Consider the following 20,808-nt stretch of genomic DNA (forward strand, 5'->3'; position numbering starts at 1 on the left):
TCTAATTTATTATATAAAATTTCTGCATAGTCAGGAATGACAATTATTCCTTAATACGCTCTTTGTAAGTCCCTTTTTCGGTTTCAACCTTAATTTTATCACCTTCATTGATAAATAACGGAACATTTACAGATGCTCCAGTTTCTACCGTTGCAGGTTTTGTAGCATTTGTTGCCGTATTGCCTTTTACACCTGGTTCTGTTGCTGTAACTTCTAATATAACGGTTGCCGGCATATCTACAGATAAAGGCATATTATCTTCAGAGTTAATCTGTATGGTTACTATTTCTCCTTCTTTCATTAAGTCGGGTCTATCTAACGCAGATTCCAGTAATCTAATTTGTGTATAGTCGGCTTCATTCATAAAATGATAAAACTCGCCATCGTTATATAGATATTGAAATTTATGGGTCTCTACTCTAACATCTTCAATTTTATGACCTGCGGAAAAGGTGTTATCAATTACTTTTCCAGTAGTTACGCTTTTTAATTTTGTTCTTACAAAAGCTGGGCCTTTCCCTGGTTTTACATGAAGGAATTCAATGATTTTATAAATATCGTGGTTATATCTAATGCATAATCCGTTTCTAATATCTGATGTACTTGCCATAATGCTGTTAAGTCGTTTGTTTAGTTATTTATTTCCCATCTTCCGTTTTCCCAAAAGGAAGAAGCGTAAACACTTTGGTTTTTAGCCTTGGGTTTTTTTTATGCTCTTTTTTCTAAAATCAATTCGATTTGAAGTAGCCTTTCATAATACCACGATGTGAGTTCTTAATAAACTGAAGAATCTCATCGCGCTCAGGAGTAGCTTCCATTTCAGCTTCAATAATTTCCGAAGCTTGTGTATTGTTATAATTCTTTTGATATAATATTCTGAATATATGCTGAATTTCCCTGATTTTTTCTGTTGTGAATCCTCTACGTCTTAAACCGACAGAGTTAATTCCCACATAAGACAATGGTTCACGAGCTGCTTTTACATAAGGAGGTACATCCTTTCGTACCAAAGAACCACCAGTTACAAATGCATGATTTCCTATTGAACAGAATTGATGCACAGCGGTCATACCTGCCAAAACCACATAATCCCCAACGGTTATATGACCTGCTAATGTGCTATTGTTAGAGAAAATACAATTGTTGCCAACGAAACAATCATGAGCAATATGGCAGTATGCCATTATCAAACAATTATCTCCAATAACAGTTTTCATTTTATCGGTTGTACCTCTGTTGATGGTAACACATTCTCTAATGGTAACGTTATTGCCAATTTCTACAGTGGTATCTTCATCGTTATATTTTAAATCTTGTGGAACGGCTGAAATGACGGCTCCGGGGAAAATATTACAATTCTTTCCGATGCGGGCACCTTCCATAATAGTAACATTGCTTCCAATCCATGTACCTTCACCAATTTTTACATTGTTGTGAATAGTAGTGAAAGGTTCTATAACTACATTCTTGGCAATTTTAGCCCCAGGATGTACGTATGCTAAGGGTTGGTTCATTTTCGTGATTTTATTTTTGACAAATAGGTAAAAGTGTGTTCGCCTATCAGCTTATCTGAAACTAATAAAAACTCTAGATTCGCTCTGTTCATTCTATTTTACTTTTGAAATTTGCGCCATAAGCTCGGCTTCTGCACATAATTTACCGTTGGCATAAGCATAGCCTTGCATGTGGCATATACCTCTTCTAATTGGTGTTATTAATGAGCATTTAAAAATAAGTGTATCTCCAGGCATTACTTTTTGCTTAAATTTTACATTATCCATTTTCATGAAGAATGTTAAATAATTTTCAGGATCTGGAACGGTACTCAACACCAATATGCCACCAGTTTGCGCCATAGCTTCGACGATTAAAACACCAGGCATAACAGGTTGACCAGGAAAATGTCCTTTGAAGAATTCTTCGTTCATGGTGACATTTTTCATTCCTATTACATAATTGTCTGTGAGCTCAAAAACTTTATCCAACAGCAAAAACGGTTGTCTATGCGGTAACATATTCATGATTTGGTTTACATCCATCAAAGGTTTTGAATTCAAATCAATTTGAGGCACATTATTACGTCTTTCATTTTTTATAATCTTAGACATCTTTTTTGCAAACTGGGTGTTAACAAAATGTCCTGGTTTGTTGGCAATCACCTTACCTCTTATTCTTGTACCAATTAGTGCTAAATCGCCAACCACATCCAGTAGTTTGTGACGTGCAGCTTCATTGGGATGATGTAAGGTTAAATTATCTAAAATACCGTTAGGCTTAACCGCTATGTTGTCTTTTTTAAAGGCCACTCTTAATTTTTCCATGGTATTTGGTGATAATTCTTTATCCACATATACAATAGCATTGTTTAAATCGCCTCCTTTTATTAGACCGTTTTCGAGAAGCATTTCAATTTCGTGTAGAAAACTGAAAGTTCTGGCATCTGCAATTTCAGTTTTAAATTCTGAAACAGCAGTCATGGTTGCATTTTGTGTGCCAAGTACTTTGGTGCCAAAATCTACCATTGTAGTAACTTGGTAAGCGTTGGATGGCATTAAAATAATTTCACTGCCAGAAGCTTCATCAGAATAAGAAACTACTTCCTTTACGATATACTCTTCTCTTACCGCATCTTGCTCTACGATTCCTGCTTTTTCTAAAGCTTCAACAAAAAACTTTGAAGAACCATCCATAATAGGTGGCTCGGAAGCATTTAATTCTATTACTGCATTATCAATATCCAGACCGACCAAAGCAGCCAAAACGTGCTCGCAAGTTTGAATAGTCACTCCATTTTTTTCTAAGCATGTACCACGTTGTGTGTTGGTGACATAGTTTGCATCAGCTTCAATTTTTGGGTGGCCTTCTAAGTCTACACGTTCAAATAGAAACCCTGAATTTTCAGCACCCGGCTTAAACACCAACGTTACATCTGCACCTGTATGGAGCCCAACACCTTTTAGGGTAACTTCTTTTTCAATGGTCTTTTGTTTTGCTTCTGTTTTAACTATCGCCATTTAATTTTTTTTCAATTTCATTAATATTTTTTACAATCTTAGGTAAGTTTTTAAAATACACGTAAGATTTATTGTAGTCACCATATGTTAGAGCTGGTGAGCCTTGCAATACTTCGTTATCTTTTACATGACGACCTATACCAGATTGCGCTTGTATTCTTACATTATTTCCAATAGTTATATGGCCTACGATACCAACTTGCCCACCTATTTGACAATTTTCGCCAATTTTAGTAGAACCTGCAACACCAGTTTGTGCTGCTATCACTGTATTTTTACCTATCTCTACATTGTGTGCAATCTGTATTTGATTATCTAGCTTTACACCTTTTCTAATAATCGTAGAACCTAATGTGGCTCTATCTATGGTTGTACCTGCCCCTATATCAACATTATCTTCTAAAATAACGTTACCTATTTGGGGTACTTTAGAATATTCCCCTTTTTCGTTTGGTGCAAACCCAAAACCATCAGCTCCGATAATAGCACCAGAATTAATAACACAATTATTTCCAATTACACAATCTGAATAAACCTTACCACCAGAAAACACTATACTATTATCTCCTATCGTTACATTATCACCTATATAAGAATTAGGAAAAATTTTTACATTGTTACCAATCTTTACATTGTCACCAACATAGGTGAAAGCACCTATATATATATCATTACCAATTTTAGCAGAGTCTGAAACAAAACTTGGCTGTTCCACACCAGATTTGTTTAACTTAATTTGATTGTAATATTCCAATAGTTTTGTAAATGCTCCATAGGCATCTTCAACCTTAATCAATGTAGTTGTTAATGCTTCTTCGGGTTCGAAATCAGAGCCCACAATAGTAATGGAGGCTTGAGTCGTATAGATGTAAGGTTTATACTTTGGGTTAGCTAAAAACGTTAGCGAACCTTTTGTGCCCTCCTCTATTTTTGCAAGTTTAAAAACTTCAATATTAGGGTCGCCGTCAACTGTACCTTCTAAAATACCTGCGATTTGTTCTGCTGTAAATTTCAATTAATTGATTTTAATATGTCGGTTGGTTTCCGCAAAAGTAAAAAAAAAGCATCACATTTGCTTTTTAGGATAGCACATATAATATTTAGTAATGGGTTTACCCAATGTTTTTAGGTTGAGTTGGTCCGATGCTTTTACGATAGTTTTTATTTTCCCAGACTTCAGCAAAATATTTATGGGTGCTTTTTTATTATGATAAGCTACATTAGTTATTTCATCATAAAACACAAAATAACCAGCTTCGGCCTTAGATATATTGTATTTGCCCATCAAGGCATTAGAATGTGTAACCAGTTCTGAAGTTTTAATGGGTTTATTCTTTATCTTTATTTTCAACAAATCTCTATTGAGAATCATTTGACAAAGATTTTGTAGCACAAAGTCCTCATGGTTTTGCCAATCTTTCATTGCAGCTACAATATCATAATCATCTAATTGTGCAAAAATGGCTAAGGTTTCAGCATTAAAACCTTGTCTATTAACATCAGACTTTAAGAAAAATAGTAGTGCTTTGCTACAATTTAACGTATTCCCTAACTCAACAAGCTCTTTGGCACGTTTTAAAATTCGCATCAACAGCTGTTCTGCAACCACACCCGTTTTATGTAAGTAAACCTGCCAATACATAAAACGTCTTGCTACCAAGAATTTTTCTACACTGTAAATCCCTTTTTCTTCGACTACCAACTGATCGTCTATAACATTGAGCATGGTTATTAAACGTTCACTGTTAATATTACCTTCAGCTACACCTGTATAAAAACTGTCGCGTTTTAGGTAATCTGCCCTATCCATGTCTATTTGACTGGAAATGAGTTGACACATAAACTTACGAGAGTATTCACCTTTAAAAATTGAAATTGCTAACGTTAAACTTCCGTTAAACTCTGCATTGAGAATTTCCATAAATTTCAATGAAATTTCCTCATGAGAAATACCATTTACAATACTATGCTCCATAGCATGAGAAAAAGGACCATGACCAATATCGTGCAATAAAATAGCAACCAACAAGCCATCTTCTTCTTCCTTAGAAATTGTAACTCCCTTAAAACGAAGTATATTAATCGCTTTTTGCATCAAATGCATACTTCCCAAAGCATGATGAAATCGTGTGTGGTGTGCACCAGGATATACTAAATAGGATAAACCCATTTGGCTAATTCTACGCAATCTCTGAAAGTATTTATGCTGAATAAGTTCGAAAATCAACGAATTGGGAATCGTAATAAATCCGTAAATTGGATCGTTAAATATTTTAAGTTTATTATTGGACTTCAAACTAAAAATTCATTAATTAGAAAACAAATATACATGAACAACATAAATATTCTCTGGGTTGACGATGAAATTGATTTATTAAAACCACATATTCTTTTTTTAGAGCAAAAACAATATAAGGTCACAACTTGCCAAAGTGGTACTGAAGCACTTGAGATTATTAATGACACAAATTTTGATATTGTTTTTTTAGATGAAAACATGCCTGGACTCACCGGTCTTGAAACCCTTAATGAAATTAAGGAAAGAAGGGCAAATCTTCCTATTGTGATGATTACTAAAAGTGAAGAGGAATATATTATGGAGGAAGCTATCGGTAACAAAATTGCAGATTATTTGATTAAACCTGTAAATCCCAATCAGATATTATTGAGTCTGAAGAAAAACCTAGATCACTCGCGTTTGGTATCTGAGAAAACCACGTCAAATTATCAGCAGGAATTTAGAAAAATCGCTATGGATTTGTCTATGGTTAATTCCTTTGAAGAATGGAAAGATCTATATCAAAAACTAATTTACTGGGAATTACAGCTCGAAGATATTGAAGATGTTGGAATGACTGATATTTTAGAATCTCAAAAAACAGAGGCCAATATGCAGTTTGGTAAATTTATTGAGAAAAATTACGAAGACTGGTTTCAGCCAAACGCCGATGCACCGGTTATGTCGCACACACTTTTTAAGGATAAAGTGGTACCAGAATTAAGTGATAAGCAACCTACACTATTAGTGGTTATAGACAATCTGCGTTATGACCAGTGGAAAGCTTTTGAACCTATTGTCAATAACTACTATAAGAAGGTATCGGAGCTTTCATTTTACAGCATTTTGCCAACTGCTACTCAATATGCGCGTAATGCAATTTTTTCTGGCTTAATGCCTTCGGATATGGAAAAACTGTATCCCCAATACTGGAAAAACGATACCGATGAAGGTGGTAAAAACATGCACGAAGATGATTTTCTAAGAGAGCAATTAAAACGATTGGGCTTAAACCACATTAAATATGAATATTATAAGATTACCAATTTAAAATCTGGCAGAAAGTTGGTCGATAATTTTAGATCGCTAAAAGATAACGACTTAAATGTTGTGGTATATAATTTTGTGGATATGCTCTCTCATTCCAAAACAGAAATGGAGGTCGTAAAGGAATTGGCCTCCAACGATAAAGCATACCGCTCATTAACCCTTAGTTGGTTTAAGAATTCGCCTTTATTAGAAATGATTCAGCTATCACAACAATTGGGTTTTAAGCTTATATTAACCACAGATCACGGTACCATAAACGTAAAAGCTCCATCTAAAGTCATTGGTGACAGAGATACAAGCTTAAATTTACGCTATAAAACGGGTAGAAGCTTAACGTACCAAGACAAAGACGTACTAGCGGTTAAAAATCCAAAGTCCATACATTTGCCAGCATTAAGTATGAGCAGCTCTTTTATATTTGCTAAAGGGGATTTGTTTTTGGCTTATCCCAATAACTTTAACCATTATGTAAGTTACTACAGGAATACTTACCAACATGGAGGAGTGTCTTTAGAGGAGATGATTATCCCTTTTGTGGTTTTAGATCCTAAATAGGTTTTTCTATTACTATAATTCCCTATAAACAAATATCTTCTAAAAGCAAAAAAATCCGATGAAATACACTTTTTTCTAGGATTTCTCAATATTTATTGTTAACATTGTCGTCTATTTTACAATAGGTTACAGTGAAAACTATTGCCCTAACATACCACTTAAAAGACATTGATGCCATTGCAACTAAGGTTTTGGAGCATTTAGAATCTAAAACCCTACTTTTTGATGGTGCCATGGGAACAGGAAAAACCACTTTTATTAGTGCACTGTTAAAAGCTATGGGAAGTAGTGATATTGCTACTAGCCCAACCTTTTCTATAGTTAATGAATACACTTTACCTGAAGACAAAATCTATCATTTCGATTTTTATAGAATAGAATCTATAGATGAAGCCTATAATTTTGGTATAGAAGACTATTTATCAAGTAATCATTGGCTTTTTATAGAATGGCCAGAGCGCATTTCTGATTTATTAAATGACGCTCAAACACTTACGATAACTAAGATTGACAAGAATACAAGATCCCTCAAATTAACTATAAACAATAAACTTTTAACCGAAGATAACGCTATGACAGAACCGAAATTTTAGATAAATTTCACTAACATTTTACCGAAAGAGTATGAAATTACGGAAAAACCGTAATTGAAACTTCAAAATTTCTAGGGTTTTAACACTAATTGATTTTCGCAAACTACGTGTGCGCTATACTTTTGTAGTAATTAATTAATTAAATCCCTTAAATTATGAAAACTAAAAAATTAGTATTAGCAATTGCTATCTTTGGTGGGATGTTATTTACTGTACAGGCAACTAACATTATTGACTTAGATGGACAGACTACTACACAAGTTGACAAAAGAAAACTTAAGCCGCCGCCAAACGGATAAGAAAAACTATAATCGGAAGATTTTATTAGGGAGTATTGTTGCATCACTTGTAGCAGGTACTCCCTTTTTGTTTTATCTATATGAATATGTCCCAGATACCCAAGAATGGGACACTATATTTGGCACATATAAAAGTATAGAGTATCAAAGTGCTAATGCCGCAATGTGGATTTTGGCAATGAAAATGGTACCCCTATTATTATCCTTTATTTGGTTTTTTACATGTCGTCATTGGTGGTATCATGCACTCCTAGTCCCAATAACAATGTTCTCTTTTCAATGCATAACAGCTTTAAATTTTGATGCAAGATATTTAGATGTCGCTGATATAATTTGGTTTCTTCCAATTATGGCAATTGTCTTTCCTTCAATATATCTTATACGAGCAAAAATGTTTAATAAAATTAATTATGCTGACAAAACTATGGAAGAACTTGAAGAAGAATTTATGATTAAACCTAAAACAATTTGGGGCAAGGTAAAGCAGTATTTCTAAAATTAAATGATTACTTTACTAAGCTATTTGACAAATTTCAATATAGATTACACAATCCTTATCCCTATAAATCAGGTAGATTGATTAACAGTAATTTTACACTTCCTTTTATATATTATTTCTCGGTGAAATTAAATTGTATTTTTATGCTATTCAATAGACTAATTGCATAACTTCAACGTGTTTTAACATTTGTGTAAAGTAAACATATTCAAGTATTTACTTCTTGCTAAAGTTATGAAAATCAACTTCAACCGATTTAATGCATTCTCGTCGAAAATTTTGTTTGCTTCATAGTTGAATAAGCTACATTTACTTAGCTATTAATTTATTCAATTTAAATCTTATGAAATTTAATATTTCCAAACAACCTATTGGAAGTTTTATGACATACATAAATACCAAATCTAAGACACTTAAAATTGTCTCTATTCTACTGACTTCACTATTTTTATTAGCCGCCTTCCCCTACTTTTCAGGATCAGGTTTATCGTCTGCAAAAACTATAGCTCCTTATTCTAACGGTGTTTTTCCACAAGCCATTGACGATGATTTAGATGCTACTTATAGAGTTGCGTTTCCAAACCTTGAGTTTTTCTACCCAATAACGTTTAATCCTATCCCCAATCAAAATAAAATAATAGTAGGACAGTTAGATGGCAAGATGTTTTGGTTTAATAATGATGAGGCTACAACGAACAAGAACCTCCTACTCGACTTATCCAATGAGGTTGGATTAGTATCAGATGGTGGTTTTTTGGGCTTGACCATACATCCCGATTTTGGTGCCCCGATAGACGAAAAGAATTACATCTACATATATTACGCAACAAAAAATAGTAATGGGCAAGATCTTCCTGGCTTTGGGCAGTACACGGGGCAAGGTTGTTCTTACAGTGACAATGAGTATCAAGGCAACTATTTGATCTTAGAACGATTTGAGATTGGTGACACTACCACTATGAGCGTAGTTGCAAATTCAAGAACTATTTTATTGAAAAATAGAATGTACGGCACTACGCATTACGGTGGTGGTTTGGATTTTGGTGATGATGGTTTTCTGTACCTAACCACAGGAGATATGGCTTCGTGGAAACGAGCACAGGATATTGAGAATAACTTGGCTGGGGGAGTCTTAAGGCTTGATGTAGATAAAGACCCAACAAAGAGCCATCCGCCCGCAAGAATCAAACCCGATGATGCTGGTTTTCCTGGTGAGATTACAGGTTTAGAATATTGGATACCAAATGACAATCCGTTTTCGGATACAACACCAGGTTCAACAACAAACATATACGGGCAGCCTAATTTAACTACTACTGATCCGAATGATGTATATGCACCCGGCGACTTCTTTGAAGAATATTATGGTATAGGACTTAGAAACCCATTTAGAATGACAAAGGATAGCCAAACAGGCACATTCTACATTGGAGATGTTGGCCTTAATAATCGTGAAGAAGTTAATGTTTTAGATGTTAATTCTAATTTTGGCTGGCCATTGTTTGAAGGCAACATTACAGGTCCTGGCTGTTATTCTGGTCTGTTAAACGGGATGGATCACACAGAGCCACTAGTTGACTTTGGTCACGATATTGTTAATTCTATAACAGGAGGATTTGTTTATAGAGGTACTGGCATACCAGAACTCTACGGAAAATACATTTGTGCTGACTATGGAGGTGGTGACGAAATCTTTTCTGTGGATATAAGTTCGGGTGATTACGAGCAAATTGGTACTTTCTTACCTGAAGACATTATTTCTTTTGGTCAAGATTATGATAAAGAGCTTTTTATCCTAAGATTAGGGTTTAGTACAAACATATATAAACTCATTGATGACGATGTAGATTACGGACCTGCTCCGCAACTTCTTTCACAAACTGGAATTTTCTCAGACTTATCAACATTAGATATAATCGATGGCTATGTACCTTACGAACTCTATGAATCGTTTTGGTCTGATGGTGCCTTAAAAAAACGATGGATAGCTGTGCCAAATAACGATGGCGTGCATAGTGGTGCAGCTGAACAGATAAATTATTCTGAATATGGAGATTGGGAATTTCCTGCTGGTACTGTGATCGTTAAGCATTTTGATTTACGGGTAGATGATAACAATCCGTCCATTACAAAGAAAATTGAAACCCGAGTCTCTGTTGTAGATGAAAACGGGGAAATGTATTTCTTAACCTACAACTGGAATGAGAATGAAACTGATGCTGTACTGCAAGCTTCAAGTTTGGATGAGCCTGTAGACATTGCTACTACAGGCGGAGGTACAAGAACACAAACTTGGCACTTCCCTTCTAATTCAGACTGTATAAATTGTCATAACCATGCAAATAAAGGTGGGCTTGGTTTAAAATCCAGATATCTAAATACAGATTATACCTATAATGAAACTGGCATAACGGCTAATCAATTAGTAACTCTGAGCCATTTGGGTGTAATCAACGAATCTATAACTGATTCTGATACACCAGATATTTACACCAATAAATCGCTACAGGATTCTAATGCTTCTTTAGATGAAAAGGCAAGATCCTATTTAGACCTAAATTGTGCCTATTGCCATAGACGTGACAATAGCATAAGAACCAATTATGATTTAAGAGTTTATAATACATTAGAAGCTACCGAGTTATTAACAAGTGGAATCCTGACTCCTTTAGGTATTGACCCAAATGAAGAAATCGTTTTTCCTGGTGATGCATCAAAATCTATATTATTTCACAGGATGAATAGTGTCGATGTATCGGTAATGATGCCTCCCATCTCAAAAACAATTATAGATCAACCAGCTGTAGATCTTGTAGAACAGTGGATCAATCAGCTCGAACCTATTAGTACAGATACAATTAACAATCCTAATCCATTAATTAATTTAGCACTCCTTCCATCTGCTCAACTTAGTGGTTCTGTAGCCCAAGGTGATGGTAGAGGAACACCTCTAGATATTTTGTACGATCCTTTGGCAGGTAATTATAAAGTTATAACACAGTTTGGTGAATATGGTGAATTTTACGGAGTAAACTTAGGAACTGTAGATATTGACAATGGATTCTATTGGAGAACGGATTGGACAGAACCAAAATTTGTTAACTATATTACGTTTGGCGGTACTTATCCAAACCAACCACAGCCAAATACATTATGGCGTGTTAGCTATTTAAGAGAAGGGGCTTGGATAATTATTGAAGAAGGTACAGGTGGTTGGATAGATTCTGGTATTTATGAATGGGACGGCACCAACCAACCTCCAATATATGCAGAAGCTGTGAGATTACAATTATACAGCGATGGGGTCAACGATTTAGTACACATTCATTTAAGAGGTCGTGGTGGTGAAACTACAAATAGTGGTACCGGAGATTTAAGTACAGAACCTAAAGCTTCACTCTTGCAGTTTAAGCCATTTAATAATCCTACAACTATTGATAACATCGTGGTCGGTCAACAGACAAGCTGTGACACTATGAATAATTATTACAGCCAAGAATTGACTGTGAGCTATACCAATCCTCCTGCTACTGGGGCTTTGGTTGTAAATGGCCAAACGTTTCCAATCACAGCAAGTCCACAAACCATAACGCTGACAGGGTTAGATTCTGATAGTAACGATGTAGAAGTCATTGCAGAATTTACTGATGGATATGACACACTTTACAGAAGCAACGGGGCATTATTTTCTGCACCAGAAAACTGTAGTGATTTACTTGTTGGTATAGATGAGCATGTTGTAATTGATAATGATTATGAAGTACATTCTAATGCAAGTATAGAAATTTTGGAAGGTGGAAGCCTAACCATAAATGGTAATTTGACTGTTAATGGCGAGGTTATACTCAATTCAATCTCTAATAAGTATTCTAGCCTTATAATTAACGGAACCACTACAGGAAGTATTAAATATAAGCGCCATGTCAATGCCTATAATGGTATTACTGGAAATGATTTAATTGCCTCACCTGTTATGGGTGAGACATTCGGGGATTTTGCGACAAATAATCCAAACCTATTTGAAAACCCTGGCAATACATCTCAAAAATTATTCGGTCCTTTTAATGAGCCCGCAAGTAGCTACGAGATTTATGATACTACTGCTAATAATGGCTCTGTAATAAGTTCTGGGGTAGGTTATCGTGTCGCAAGAGACAGTTCTGAGGACAGTACTTATGGCACTACCCTAACTTTTACTGGGGAAATTGAAACTGGTAATGTCAACGTAGCTTTGACAACACTTGGCACCTCTTTTAACGGTTGGAATTTAATAGGAAACCCATACACCTCATATATAGATTTTGATCTGTTTTTTAATCTCAATAAGGATGAATTAGACATTGCTACATATCAATCCATTTATGGTTATGATGGTGATGCTTCAAATGGTTGGACTATTTGGAACCAAGCTAAAATAGATGATGAAAATGAAATTGAACTCATTGCACCTGGTCAGGCATTTTTTGTAAAAAGTAAAACAGGAGGTGGTTCAATAACCTTTACACCTAACATGAGAGTTTCTGGAAATAGTGATGATTTTATTCAAGGTAGATCATCATCGTCTCCTCATCATGGGTACTTAAAATTATTGGCTAATTCTGGCACCTCTGATTACAGTACGGATTTTTATTTTAATGATAATGCATCCCTTGGTTTAGACACTGGTTATGATGCGTCTCTATTTAATGGAAATGTCCCAGAATTTTCAATATATTCAAACTTAGTAGATAATAGCTCCAATACTGCTTTTGCCATCCAAAGCTTAAATAGCAATGCCATCAATGATGTTACTATTCCTCTTGGGTTAAATGCATTGCAGGGCCAAAACGTAACTATTAGTATTTCTGAAACAGATATACCTTCTTCTATAAACGTCTATCTAGAAGATAATTTAAACAATACTTATACCTTATTGAACACAAATACATATAGCTTTACCGCAATGAGTGATTTAACAGGTACAGGTCGTTTTTATCTAAGGTTTCAGAATCAATCGCTCAGTACACCAGCTTCTGCTCTAGAAGACTTGAGTATTTTCAGTCTTGAAAAAGAAAAAGCTATAGTTATTCTTGGACAATTGCAAGGCAAAACCAATTTTAAACTCTATGACATTAATGGTCGTGCTTTGATAGTAAATAAATTAGACTTACATAGTACAAGACAAGTGATAAATGTAGACCATTTAAGTGCTGGCATATATATTGCTGAACTGGTAACCAATGGGAATAAAAAACGTGTTCAAAAACTTATTATAAAATAGTAATACATACTTTATTGAAGCGTATACTCTATAAAGATTATGCGCTTTTTTATTTTTACATACTATTGAACACAAAATGGCTGACAATTTAGATAACGTAATGCATAGTTATTATAAAATATACAAACCTTATGGTTATCTAAGCCAATTTGTGAATAACCAAAACAAACGGAGAAATAAAAAACTCTTAAATGAATTTTATAATTTTCCTGAAGGAATTATGGCAGTCGGTAGACTTGATGAAAAGTCTGAGGGATTATTGTTATTAACTACTAACGGTAAATTTAGTCACCATATAACGAGTTCTAAAATTGAAAAGGAATATCATGTTATGGTTGATGGTATAATCACCAAATCTGATATAGAGGTATTAAAAAATGGCATAGAAATCTCTGTTAATGGAAAGCCATATACCACAAAAAAATGTAGCGCTCATATCCTAAATGATACTTCACATATTATCAATCGCTTTGTACGAGATAAAAAACATGGCCCAACTTCTTGGCTTAGCATCACATTGACTGAGGGGAAATTTAGACAGGTTAGAAAAATGACAGCAAAACTTGGTTTTCCTACTTTACGATTGGTGAGAATACGTATAGGTAATTATAAATTAAGGTCTATGAAACCAGGTGAAGTACTACCTATTAACTTTAACCCTATTGATATTTCTCTGTAGTTGATTGATTGTCAATGTGTAATATTAAATAAGAAAATCCTACGGTTTTTTTAACTTGTAATATGGGTATTTCGAATATAATTGACACCTACAAGGTATCAAAAAACCTTTCTGGTATATAGTATAAGTTATTTAAAATTAGCTCATTAATATTAGAAACTCAGGTTATTAATTATTTGAGGCTTCATCAGTTGAATTTTCATCTTTAGATGATTTTTCTTTTATAACTACCTTTTCATTATTAAAGACTATGATAGCCTTTACACCTGTGAGTAAATTCCATTCCTTTGAAGAAATGAGCTTTCCCTTATCGTCGTAAACTAAAAATTCTGCTGTATTTGGGCCTGAATCTCCTTGATTCAAAGCTTCGATTTCAACAGTGTTTTTGCCTTGTACTAAATTTACCTCTACACGTCTATAGCTATTGGTAAGGTATAAGTTTTGTTTTACAACAACATCATTTACATAAATCCGCACACGATCGCCATCGACATATTCATGATCGCGACAAATAATATTTACAAACTTAGTGTCAACGTTGTGTTCACCAAGAAACTGATCAGACATGGTTCTAATTATACCACCTTTTTCAAGCTCTTTATTCCAACGTTTTTCGAAAATCTCACCGGGGCTTTTTAGTCCATCCTTATCCGTCATAGAAAACGGCTTTTCAGAATCTTTAATTACAAATTTTTTCTTTTCTTCCTTTTTGGAGTCTCCACTGTTCTTATTTTCGTTATTATCAAGTTTTGGAGCTACTTTAATCTTTACTGGTATGGAATCTTTTTTAATCTTAGATGGCTCAGCAGGAATTCGGATAGATTTATTCTCTTTGTCTTTTACCTTTTTTTCTTGAGAAAAAACAACGGTACAACATAACATACAGAATAAGAGTAATATGTGCTTAAAAGCTTTCACTTGTATTTGAGATGCGTTTTTGTTTCTAATCTTGTGGTACAAAAACCATACCTACTTCAAAATAAACGTATAAAATTGTAATACCTTACAAAAAAACGTTAAAACTTACCATTAAAACTAATGCGCAATTTACGGTTGTATTCTTCAAATAACCAATCTTTGTAATTTTGGGTGCTGTTCATAATACAATAACAATACTGCTTTATACGATAGGCAATTTCATCTTGAAGTAGTTTTGTTAAATCTCTTGCATCGTAAACATCCTCACTGTTTTCAATACACATTTTAGAATGTTGCGCAATGGAACGCTCTATAACAGTAAATGATTTTTTACCAGAACCTACTACATCTTTATATTGTGCTTTAACATCAAAATCCAGAGTCTCCGAATTCTTGAATTTTTCCCTTAAAGTATCTGGCATTACGTAAACAAAATCACGCTCAAGGGATTCATCATCAACTATGTTCTCTAAATAAAGATCTGGGTACTTAAAAATATGTTGCCAATCTACTGGTTGGTTCCATGGCCCGAAACGTGCTACATTATTTCCTAAGTCAATAACCTGAAATATTGACCTATTCTTATAAATACGACTGCCACGACCAATCATTTGAAAATATAAAGTCAGGGATCGAGTCGCTCTATTCAAAATAATAGATTCCACAGAAGGCTCATCAAAACCTGTTGTTAGAATACTCACAGAAGTTAGTACTGCATCTGGTGTGGTCTTAAACCATTCTAAAATATCTCTTCGTTCTTGCTTACCCGCTGTATTATCTAAATGTCGTACGTTATAACCCGCTTTCTTAAACGTATAATACACCTCTTTGGACGTATATATACCGTTATTAAATATCAAGGTTTTCTTCCCTTTTGCCAATTCCTCATATGCAGATAGTAATTTGGTCTGCATTAGACTATTAGTATATAAAGCCTCGGAAGACTTCACAGTGTAGTCGCCATTGATACCAATCTTTAAAGTGGTTAGTCCTACATCGTAATGATACACATCTGCATTGGCTAAAAATCCATTTTTAATTAAGGTAGAAATATCATCACCAACAATCAACTTATCATAGTTATCTTTCATTGGTAACTTAATATTACTACTTAGTGGTGTGGCAGTAACACCGAGAATAAAACAATGTTCAAAAAATTTAAAAAGTTTTCTAAAAGAATTGTAGTGCGCTTCGTCAATGATGACCAAGCCAACGTTTTTAAGCTCAAAATCCTTATCAGACAATCGGTTGTTCAACGTTTCCACCATAGCAACAAAACACTCGTATGTGTCTTGGTCCGGTAAAGTTTTTACCTTGCTATTAATAACTTTATTTTTAACCTTAAATCCAGAAAGCACATTAGAGGTTTGCTTACATAATTCAATTCTGTGCGTAAGAATCACTACTTTTTTTTTGTGCTTCTCTATGTAACGTCTAACAATTTCTGAAAAAATAACCGTCTTACCACCTCCAGTAGGCAGTTGATACAATAGATTAAAATCATCAGACTCATCTTGTATCACATCAAAAATACGATTGAGATCCTTAATTTGATAATCGTAGAGCCTTTTCTCAGTTACATTTTCCTTAATTGTGCCTGTTGACATATAATTGTTTCCTCCAAGGTTAATTTTGCAAAAATAGCATATTGTAAGTGTTTTTGTAATGAATTGTTAATAACCTTTAACAAGATTGGTACTGTTATTGTGCTTAAGAAAGCATTAACATTTTAAAATTTATATTATGAAATCTATTCGAAGATATTCTGCGACGGTCAACGCAGGATCTATGGCAGACATTGCCTTTCTGTTACTCATCTTCTTTTTGGTAACTACGACTATTTCTGCCGACAAAGGCATATTAAGGCAATTACCCAGTGATTGTCCTGATATCAATGAATGTATTAAAGACATTAAAGAAAGAAATTTGCTAAGGATTAGTTTAAACAGTAATCAGGAAATTTTTATTGAAGATGAAGTTGTTGAGCTTGAAGATATTCAGCAAATCGTAAAGGCATTTGTAGATAATAACGGCCTATCGGATTGTGATTATTGTAATGGTAATAAATCATCTGAATCTTCAGATCATCCAAGTGAAGCTGTTATTTCTTTGCATCATGATGCGTTAACAAAGTATCATTTGTTTATTTCTGTACAAGATGAGATTACCAAAGCTTTTTACGATTTAAGGACACGTTACATAAAAGAAAAATTCAATAAAGCACCAGCACAAATCACTGATGCGGAATTTAAAATTGTAAAAGAAGCATATCCTTTTATAGTTTCTGAAGTTATGGTAAAACGTGATTAAGGGCTAGTATCTTTTATTGGAATACAGTATTCAATCTGCACCCTTCTTTTGCCCCATTTCTTTGCCTTTTTAACATTGATGCCCATATAAATATCTATTCGCTTTCGCCAGCGTCTATTCATTTTATCTTTAACTGTAAATAAACTGTCAAAGCCTTGTATTTTCACTTTAGCATTATGCACCAGACCAGAATCTAGCAAATCTCTAGATACTGCAATATATCTAAGTCCCGGTTTTAGACTATCACCAAAAGCAGTTATATTAGGGTTAGAACTGGTCTGGTATGCCAATGAATTATAGGCCGTTGCTGTCACTTCAAAGGCTTTTGAAACACAATGTGTCTCTACTTTTGATTTACAATTAAAAGTAAATACTGCAATAATCAATAAAATATAAATTCTTACTCTCACAACCCATTGTGTTTTTTAATAAAATTCGTCAATTCGAGTAAATTTTACGATTAAAATGAGTGAAATTTGTATCGAGAAAAAGAATTTTGACTTAAAAATTAGTTTTCGATACGATTTTTCGTTCCTCAAAATCACTCAAACTGACACTTTACTTTAAAATGAACTGAAAATGCACAATGGCTTCTCACAGATTAAAGATACACTAAATAGTTAAAAACTGTTAAATAACTACTATGCTATACAAAGTACTGTAACATTTTAATCCATTCATCGTCTATTAGATATAAATCAATTAAAAAACGAAAAATCATGAGAACTTTAAACAACAATCAATTATCAAGTACATCAACAGAAACAAAAAGTTTTACTTGGAACAGTAAAAGACGTTACAGATAATAACGTAATTCATCAATCTATGCTGAACTAAATTCGGCATATCAATCAAAAATCGAACACCTATGAGAACCTTATCTAAAATCGTCAATACATCTAATAGTTTAGATGATGACTTAGAAACTATTAAACTCAGCTAAGTGTTGTGTTAAATCAAGAAGCCCATTTTCTAATGAAAATGGGCTTCTTGATTTAAATAATTTGTAAATCTATTTCTTTACCACTTTTTTAGTGAGCGATCGAGATGCAGTAGATAACTTAACAAAATAAATTCCTCCCTGTAATTGAGACATATTAACTGTATGTGTACTATTTGCTGCCAAATTTCCTCTTCTAACAAGTTGACCTAATGTATTAAAGACTTGAAAATCTACATTTTCATTAATATCATTGAGCACAATGTTTAATTTATCGGCAACAGGATTTGGGAATAATTCTACCAAATCGTCTAACCCATATTCTTCAATACTCAATGGGTCTTGTACGTTGAACGTTACAGATTCACTATCAGTAAACTGTCCACCGCTAATGATGATATTACCATCTTCATCTTGTAAGTTATAATTTCCATCACCAAAAATTCCGCAACAAATACCATCACCCTCAGTATCCAAAATTGTAAATGTGTAACATTCGTCAAAACTAGGAATAGTAATTGTTTCTTGGTAGGATTGATCATCGTTATAAGGGAATAATGGACCCGAGTCTACAATAGTGCCAGATTCATTAGTTAATGTCCATGATGTCTCATCTCCATAATCATCGGTTAAAAGATTAAAAATAACCGATGCTGTTGAATAAGAAGGTGGTACATTAAAGTCAAAAACAGACGTATCATTTTGTGTGTTTTCATCTGTTGTACCATTGGGGTTAGATACACTAATTGTAAATGTGTGTCCACCTAGGCTGATATTGCTGTAAGTTGGCATATCTACAACAACGCTAGCCCCACTAGCCAGATTACCTGTCCAATTGATCGTTGTACTTGTACCAAAATCCAAGTTATAATTTATAGTTGCAGAGGTTAAAGCTAAATTACCAGCATTTACTAAAGTTACTTGAGGTGTAAAATCTTCATTACATAATGTGGTACTATTACCAGAACCAGCATTCACGGTTGCATCGATATCAAAAGTTTCCACAGGTGGAAATTGACCCAATACCGTCGCACCAGAATTTGTAGGATCTAACCATTCTCTTAATCTTGTAGACGTAGAACTACCAAAATCCCAAGCTACTCCAAAACGACCATAAAAATCAACACCACCATTATTGTTAGTTCCAGAACATGCGGCAGATCCACCAGATAACATACCTATTAGGTGACCGTTTTCATTAAATAAACCAGAACCTGATGAAGCTGGTTCGGTAACACCTAATTCCCATTGATCTATAAACCACATTTGGGTATTATTGTTCCCATTAAAAGGTACTACAGTTCTGTAAGCGCCATCATCTTCTCTACATACTTTTTGTATATCTCCTCTAGGGTGATGGATTCCAAAGTTTATAACCGGTACATCTGTAGTCGATCTGTTCCATCCTGCCCAGACTACATCGGGATTATTGTTAAAAAATGTAACATCATTAATTTGTACTAATTCCATATCTGATTGAGAACTCGCTGCCCTCAAGGTTGCACCACTTACGGTCTGGTTAAATGTACCGTTGGTGCTATTTGTATTTGTACCACATGATGGATTAGGACTTCTCCAGTTAAATCTGAATGCCCATCCGGCTTCACCTCCACCGCAGTGATTTGCTGTTAAAAAATAAGGTGTACCATCATTACTGGTATTATTAACTAAAGTACCAGAACAAAACCCACCGCCGCTCACAAGCATACCTACAGATTTTTTAACCTCTTCTTTTCTGGTATTTATCTCAAAAGGATCTGCTCCCGTTGGTGTAATATCACAGTCAACATCGTGGTTACAAGCTCCAGAATCATTTAAGGCTTTTTGATAAGTTTCTGCTGTTCGGTATCCGTGAATCACAGACCCAACAGTTATTTTAGCGTTTCCTACAACACCAGCAGGTTGATAGTATTCAATCCAAGCTGTGTCGCCTTGCACCAACCAGGTACCAAGAACTTCTTCAGGATTATTGTTATGGTGTGTGAATGGTCGTAACAAATCTGTTTTATCGTTATTATAGACGTAGAGTTTAGCTCCCACAGGTATCTTAAATACATCGAACATAAAATTCAAAGTCTGAGCATTTTTAGACGTATAGGACATTCTCCAAATCTTGTCTCCGTTTTCAAAAGTGGTCCATTTACCTACATCATTAAAATTATGATCTACGTAAATATCGTGACCAAATCTCCAAGGCTTGGATTTATTTTGGTCATTGATCTTATCTTCGTCTTGTAGCTTTTTAAGATCAAAACCAGGTAGCTTAAATGGTTTTACGCTTTTTAAGTTGTCTTTATTCCAACTTGGTGGCTTTACATTTTCGGGTATTGTTTGACCAAAAACTGCAAAGGTCAAAAGGAAAAAAGTAGATTGTAAAATTCTTTTCATGGTTTTTTAAAGGTTACGTAATTAA

15 protein-coding genes are annotated in these 20,808 nt (G+C 34.3%); 6 read left to right on the forward strand and 9 right to left on the reverse strand.

What is annotated here, in order from left to right; translation table 11 throughout:
- Positions 1–43: 43 nt before the first annotated feature.
- The 5 genes from efp to KCG49_RS03630 all read right to left on the reverse strand — a co-directional run bounded on the left by efp (position 44) and on the right by KCG49_RS03630 (position 5,310).
- Entirely contained in the window at positions 44–610 is a 567-nt protein-coding gene (gene efp, locus KCG49_RS03610; protein ID WP_218544816.1) for an elongation factor P, read from the reverse strand.
- A gap of 118 nt (positions 611–728) precedes the next feature.
- Positions 729–1,514, reverse strand: coding sequence for an acyl-ACP--UDP-N-acetylglucosamine O-acyltransferase (gene lpxA, locus KCG49_RS03615; protein WP_218544817.1), 786 nt, complete (start codon positions 1,512–1,514; stop codon positions 729–731).
- Between the two features lie 93 nt (positions 1,515–1,607).
- The gene (locus KCG49_RS03620) at positions 1,608–3,014 is read right to left on the reverse strand and encodes a bifunctional UDP-3-O-[3-hydroxymyristoyl] N-acetylglucosamine deacetylase/3-hydroxyacyl-ACP dehydratase (protein ID WP_218544818.1); all 1,407 of its coding nucleotides are present in this window, start codon (positions 3,012–3,014) and stop codon (positions 1,608–1,610) included.
- Positions 3,001–4,029 carry a UDP-3-O-(3-hydroxymyristoyl)glucosamine N-acyltransferase gene (gene lpxD / locus KCG49_RS03625; protein ID WP_218544819.1) on the reverse strand — a complete coding sequence of 343 codons (1,029 nt, stop codon included), beginning with the start codon at positions 4,027–4,029 and terminating at the stop codon, positions 3,001–3,003. Before lpxD ends, KCG49_RS03620 begins: the two co-directional genes overlap by 14 nt.
- Positions 4,030–4,080: 51 nt before the next feature.
- Positions 4,081–5,310 carry an HD domain-containing protein gene (locus KCG49_RS03630; RefSeq protein ID WP_218544820.1) on the reverse strand — a complete coding sequence of 410 codons (1,230 nt, stop codon included), beginning with the start codon at positions 5,308–5,310 and terminating at the stop codon, positions 4,081–4,083.
- Positions 5,311–5,343: 33 nt separating this feature from the next.
- Between KCG49_RS03630 and porX the strand changes: the two genes are divergently transcribed.
- The 5 genes from porX to KCG49_RS03655 all read left to right on the forward strand — a co-directional run bounded on the left by porX (position 5,344) and on the right by KCG49_RS03655 (position 14,227).
- The gene (gene porX / locus KCG49_RS03635; protein WP_218544821.1) at positions 5,344–6,897 is read left to right on the forward strand and encodes a T9SS response regulator signal transducer PorX; all 1,554 of its coding nucleotides are present in this window, start codon (positions 5,344–5,346) and stop codon (positions 6,895–6,897) included.
- Between the two features lie 131 nt (positions 6,898–7,028).
- A complete protein-coding gene (gene tsaE, locus KCG49_RS03640; protein ID WP_218544822.1) occupies positions 7,029–7,490 on the forward strand; it encodes a tRNA (adenosine(37)-N6)-threonylcarbamoyltransferase complex ATPase subunit type 1 TsaE in 462 nt (153 codons plus the stop codon).
- Between the two features lie 240 nt (positions 7,491–7,730).
- Positions 7,731–8,285, forward strand: coding sequence for a hypothetical protein (locus tag KCG49_RS03645; protein WP_256259848.1), 555 nt, complete (start codon positions 7,731–7,733; stop codon positions 8,283–8,285).
- A gap of 346 nt (positions 8,286–8,631) precedes the next feature.
- Positions 8,632–13,548 carry a DUF8693 domain-containing protein gene (locus KCG49_RS03650; protein WP_218544823.1) on the forward strand — a complete coding sequence of 1,639 codons (4,917 nt, stop codon included), beginning with the start codon at positions 8,632–8,634 and terminating at the stop codon, positions 13,546–13,548.
- A 76-nt stretch (positions 13,549–13,624) separates the two neighbouring features.
- Positions 13,625–14,227 (forward strand): pseudouridine synthase, encoded by a 603-nt coding sequence (locus KCG49_RS03655; protein WP_256259850.1) that lies wholly within the window; start codon positions 13,625–13,627, stop codon positions 14,225–14,227.
- A gap of 168 nt (positions 14,228–14,395) precedes the next feature.
- Here KCG49_RS03655 and KCG49_RS03660 read toward each other — a convergent pair whose 3' ends face one another.
- Complete coding sequence (locus KCG49_RS03660) at positions 14,396–15,109, reverse strand: hypothetical protein (protein WP_218544824.1); 714 nt, start codon at positions 15,107–15,109, stop codon at positions 14,396–14,398.
- 134 nt (positions 15,110–15,243) lie between these two features.
- Entirely contained in the window at positions 15,244–16,752 is a 1,509-nt protein-coding gene (locus KCG49_RS03665) for a DEAD/DEAH box helicase (protein WP_218544825.1), read from the reverse strand.
- A 136-nt stretch (positions 16,753–16,888) separates the two neighbouring features.
- Between KCG49_RS03665 and KCG49_RS03670 the strand changes: the two genes are divergently transcribed.
- The gene (locus KCG49_RS03670; protein WP_218544826.1) at positions 16,889–17,455 is read left to right on the forward strand and encodes an ExbD/TolR family protein; all 567 of its coding nucleotides are present in this window, start codon (positions 16,889–16,891) and stop codon (positions 17,453–17,455) included.
- On the opposite strand, the gene KCG49_RS03675 is transcribed toward KCG49_RS03670, so the two are convergent.
- Positions 17,452–17,865 carry a 3D domain-containing protein gene (locus KCG49_RS03675; protein WP_439901094.1) on the reverse strand — a complete coding sequence of 138 codons (414 nt, stop codon included), beginning with the start codon at positions 17,863–17,865 and terminating at the stop codon, positions 17,452–17,454. The genes KCG49_RS03670 and KCG49_RS03675 overlap by 4 nt on opposite strands.
- A 602-nt stretch (positions 17,866–18,467) precedes the next feature.
- Entirely contained in the window at positions 18,468–20,783 is a 2,316-nt protein-coding gene (locus tag KCG49_RS03680; protein WP_218544827.1) for a T9SS type A sorting domain-containing protein, read from the reverse strand.
- Positions 20,784–20,808: the final 25 nt, after the last annotated feature.

Origin of the sequence: Winogradskyella luteola (assembly GCF_019203985.1) — a bacterium.
Lineage (GTDB): Bacteria > Bacteroidota > Bacteroidia > Flavobacteriales > Flavobacteriaceae > Winogradskyella > Winogradskyella luteola.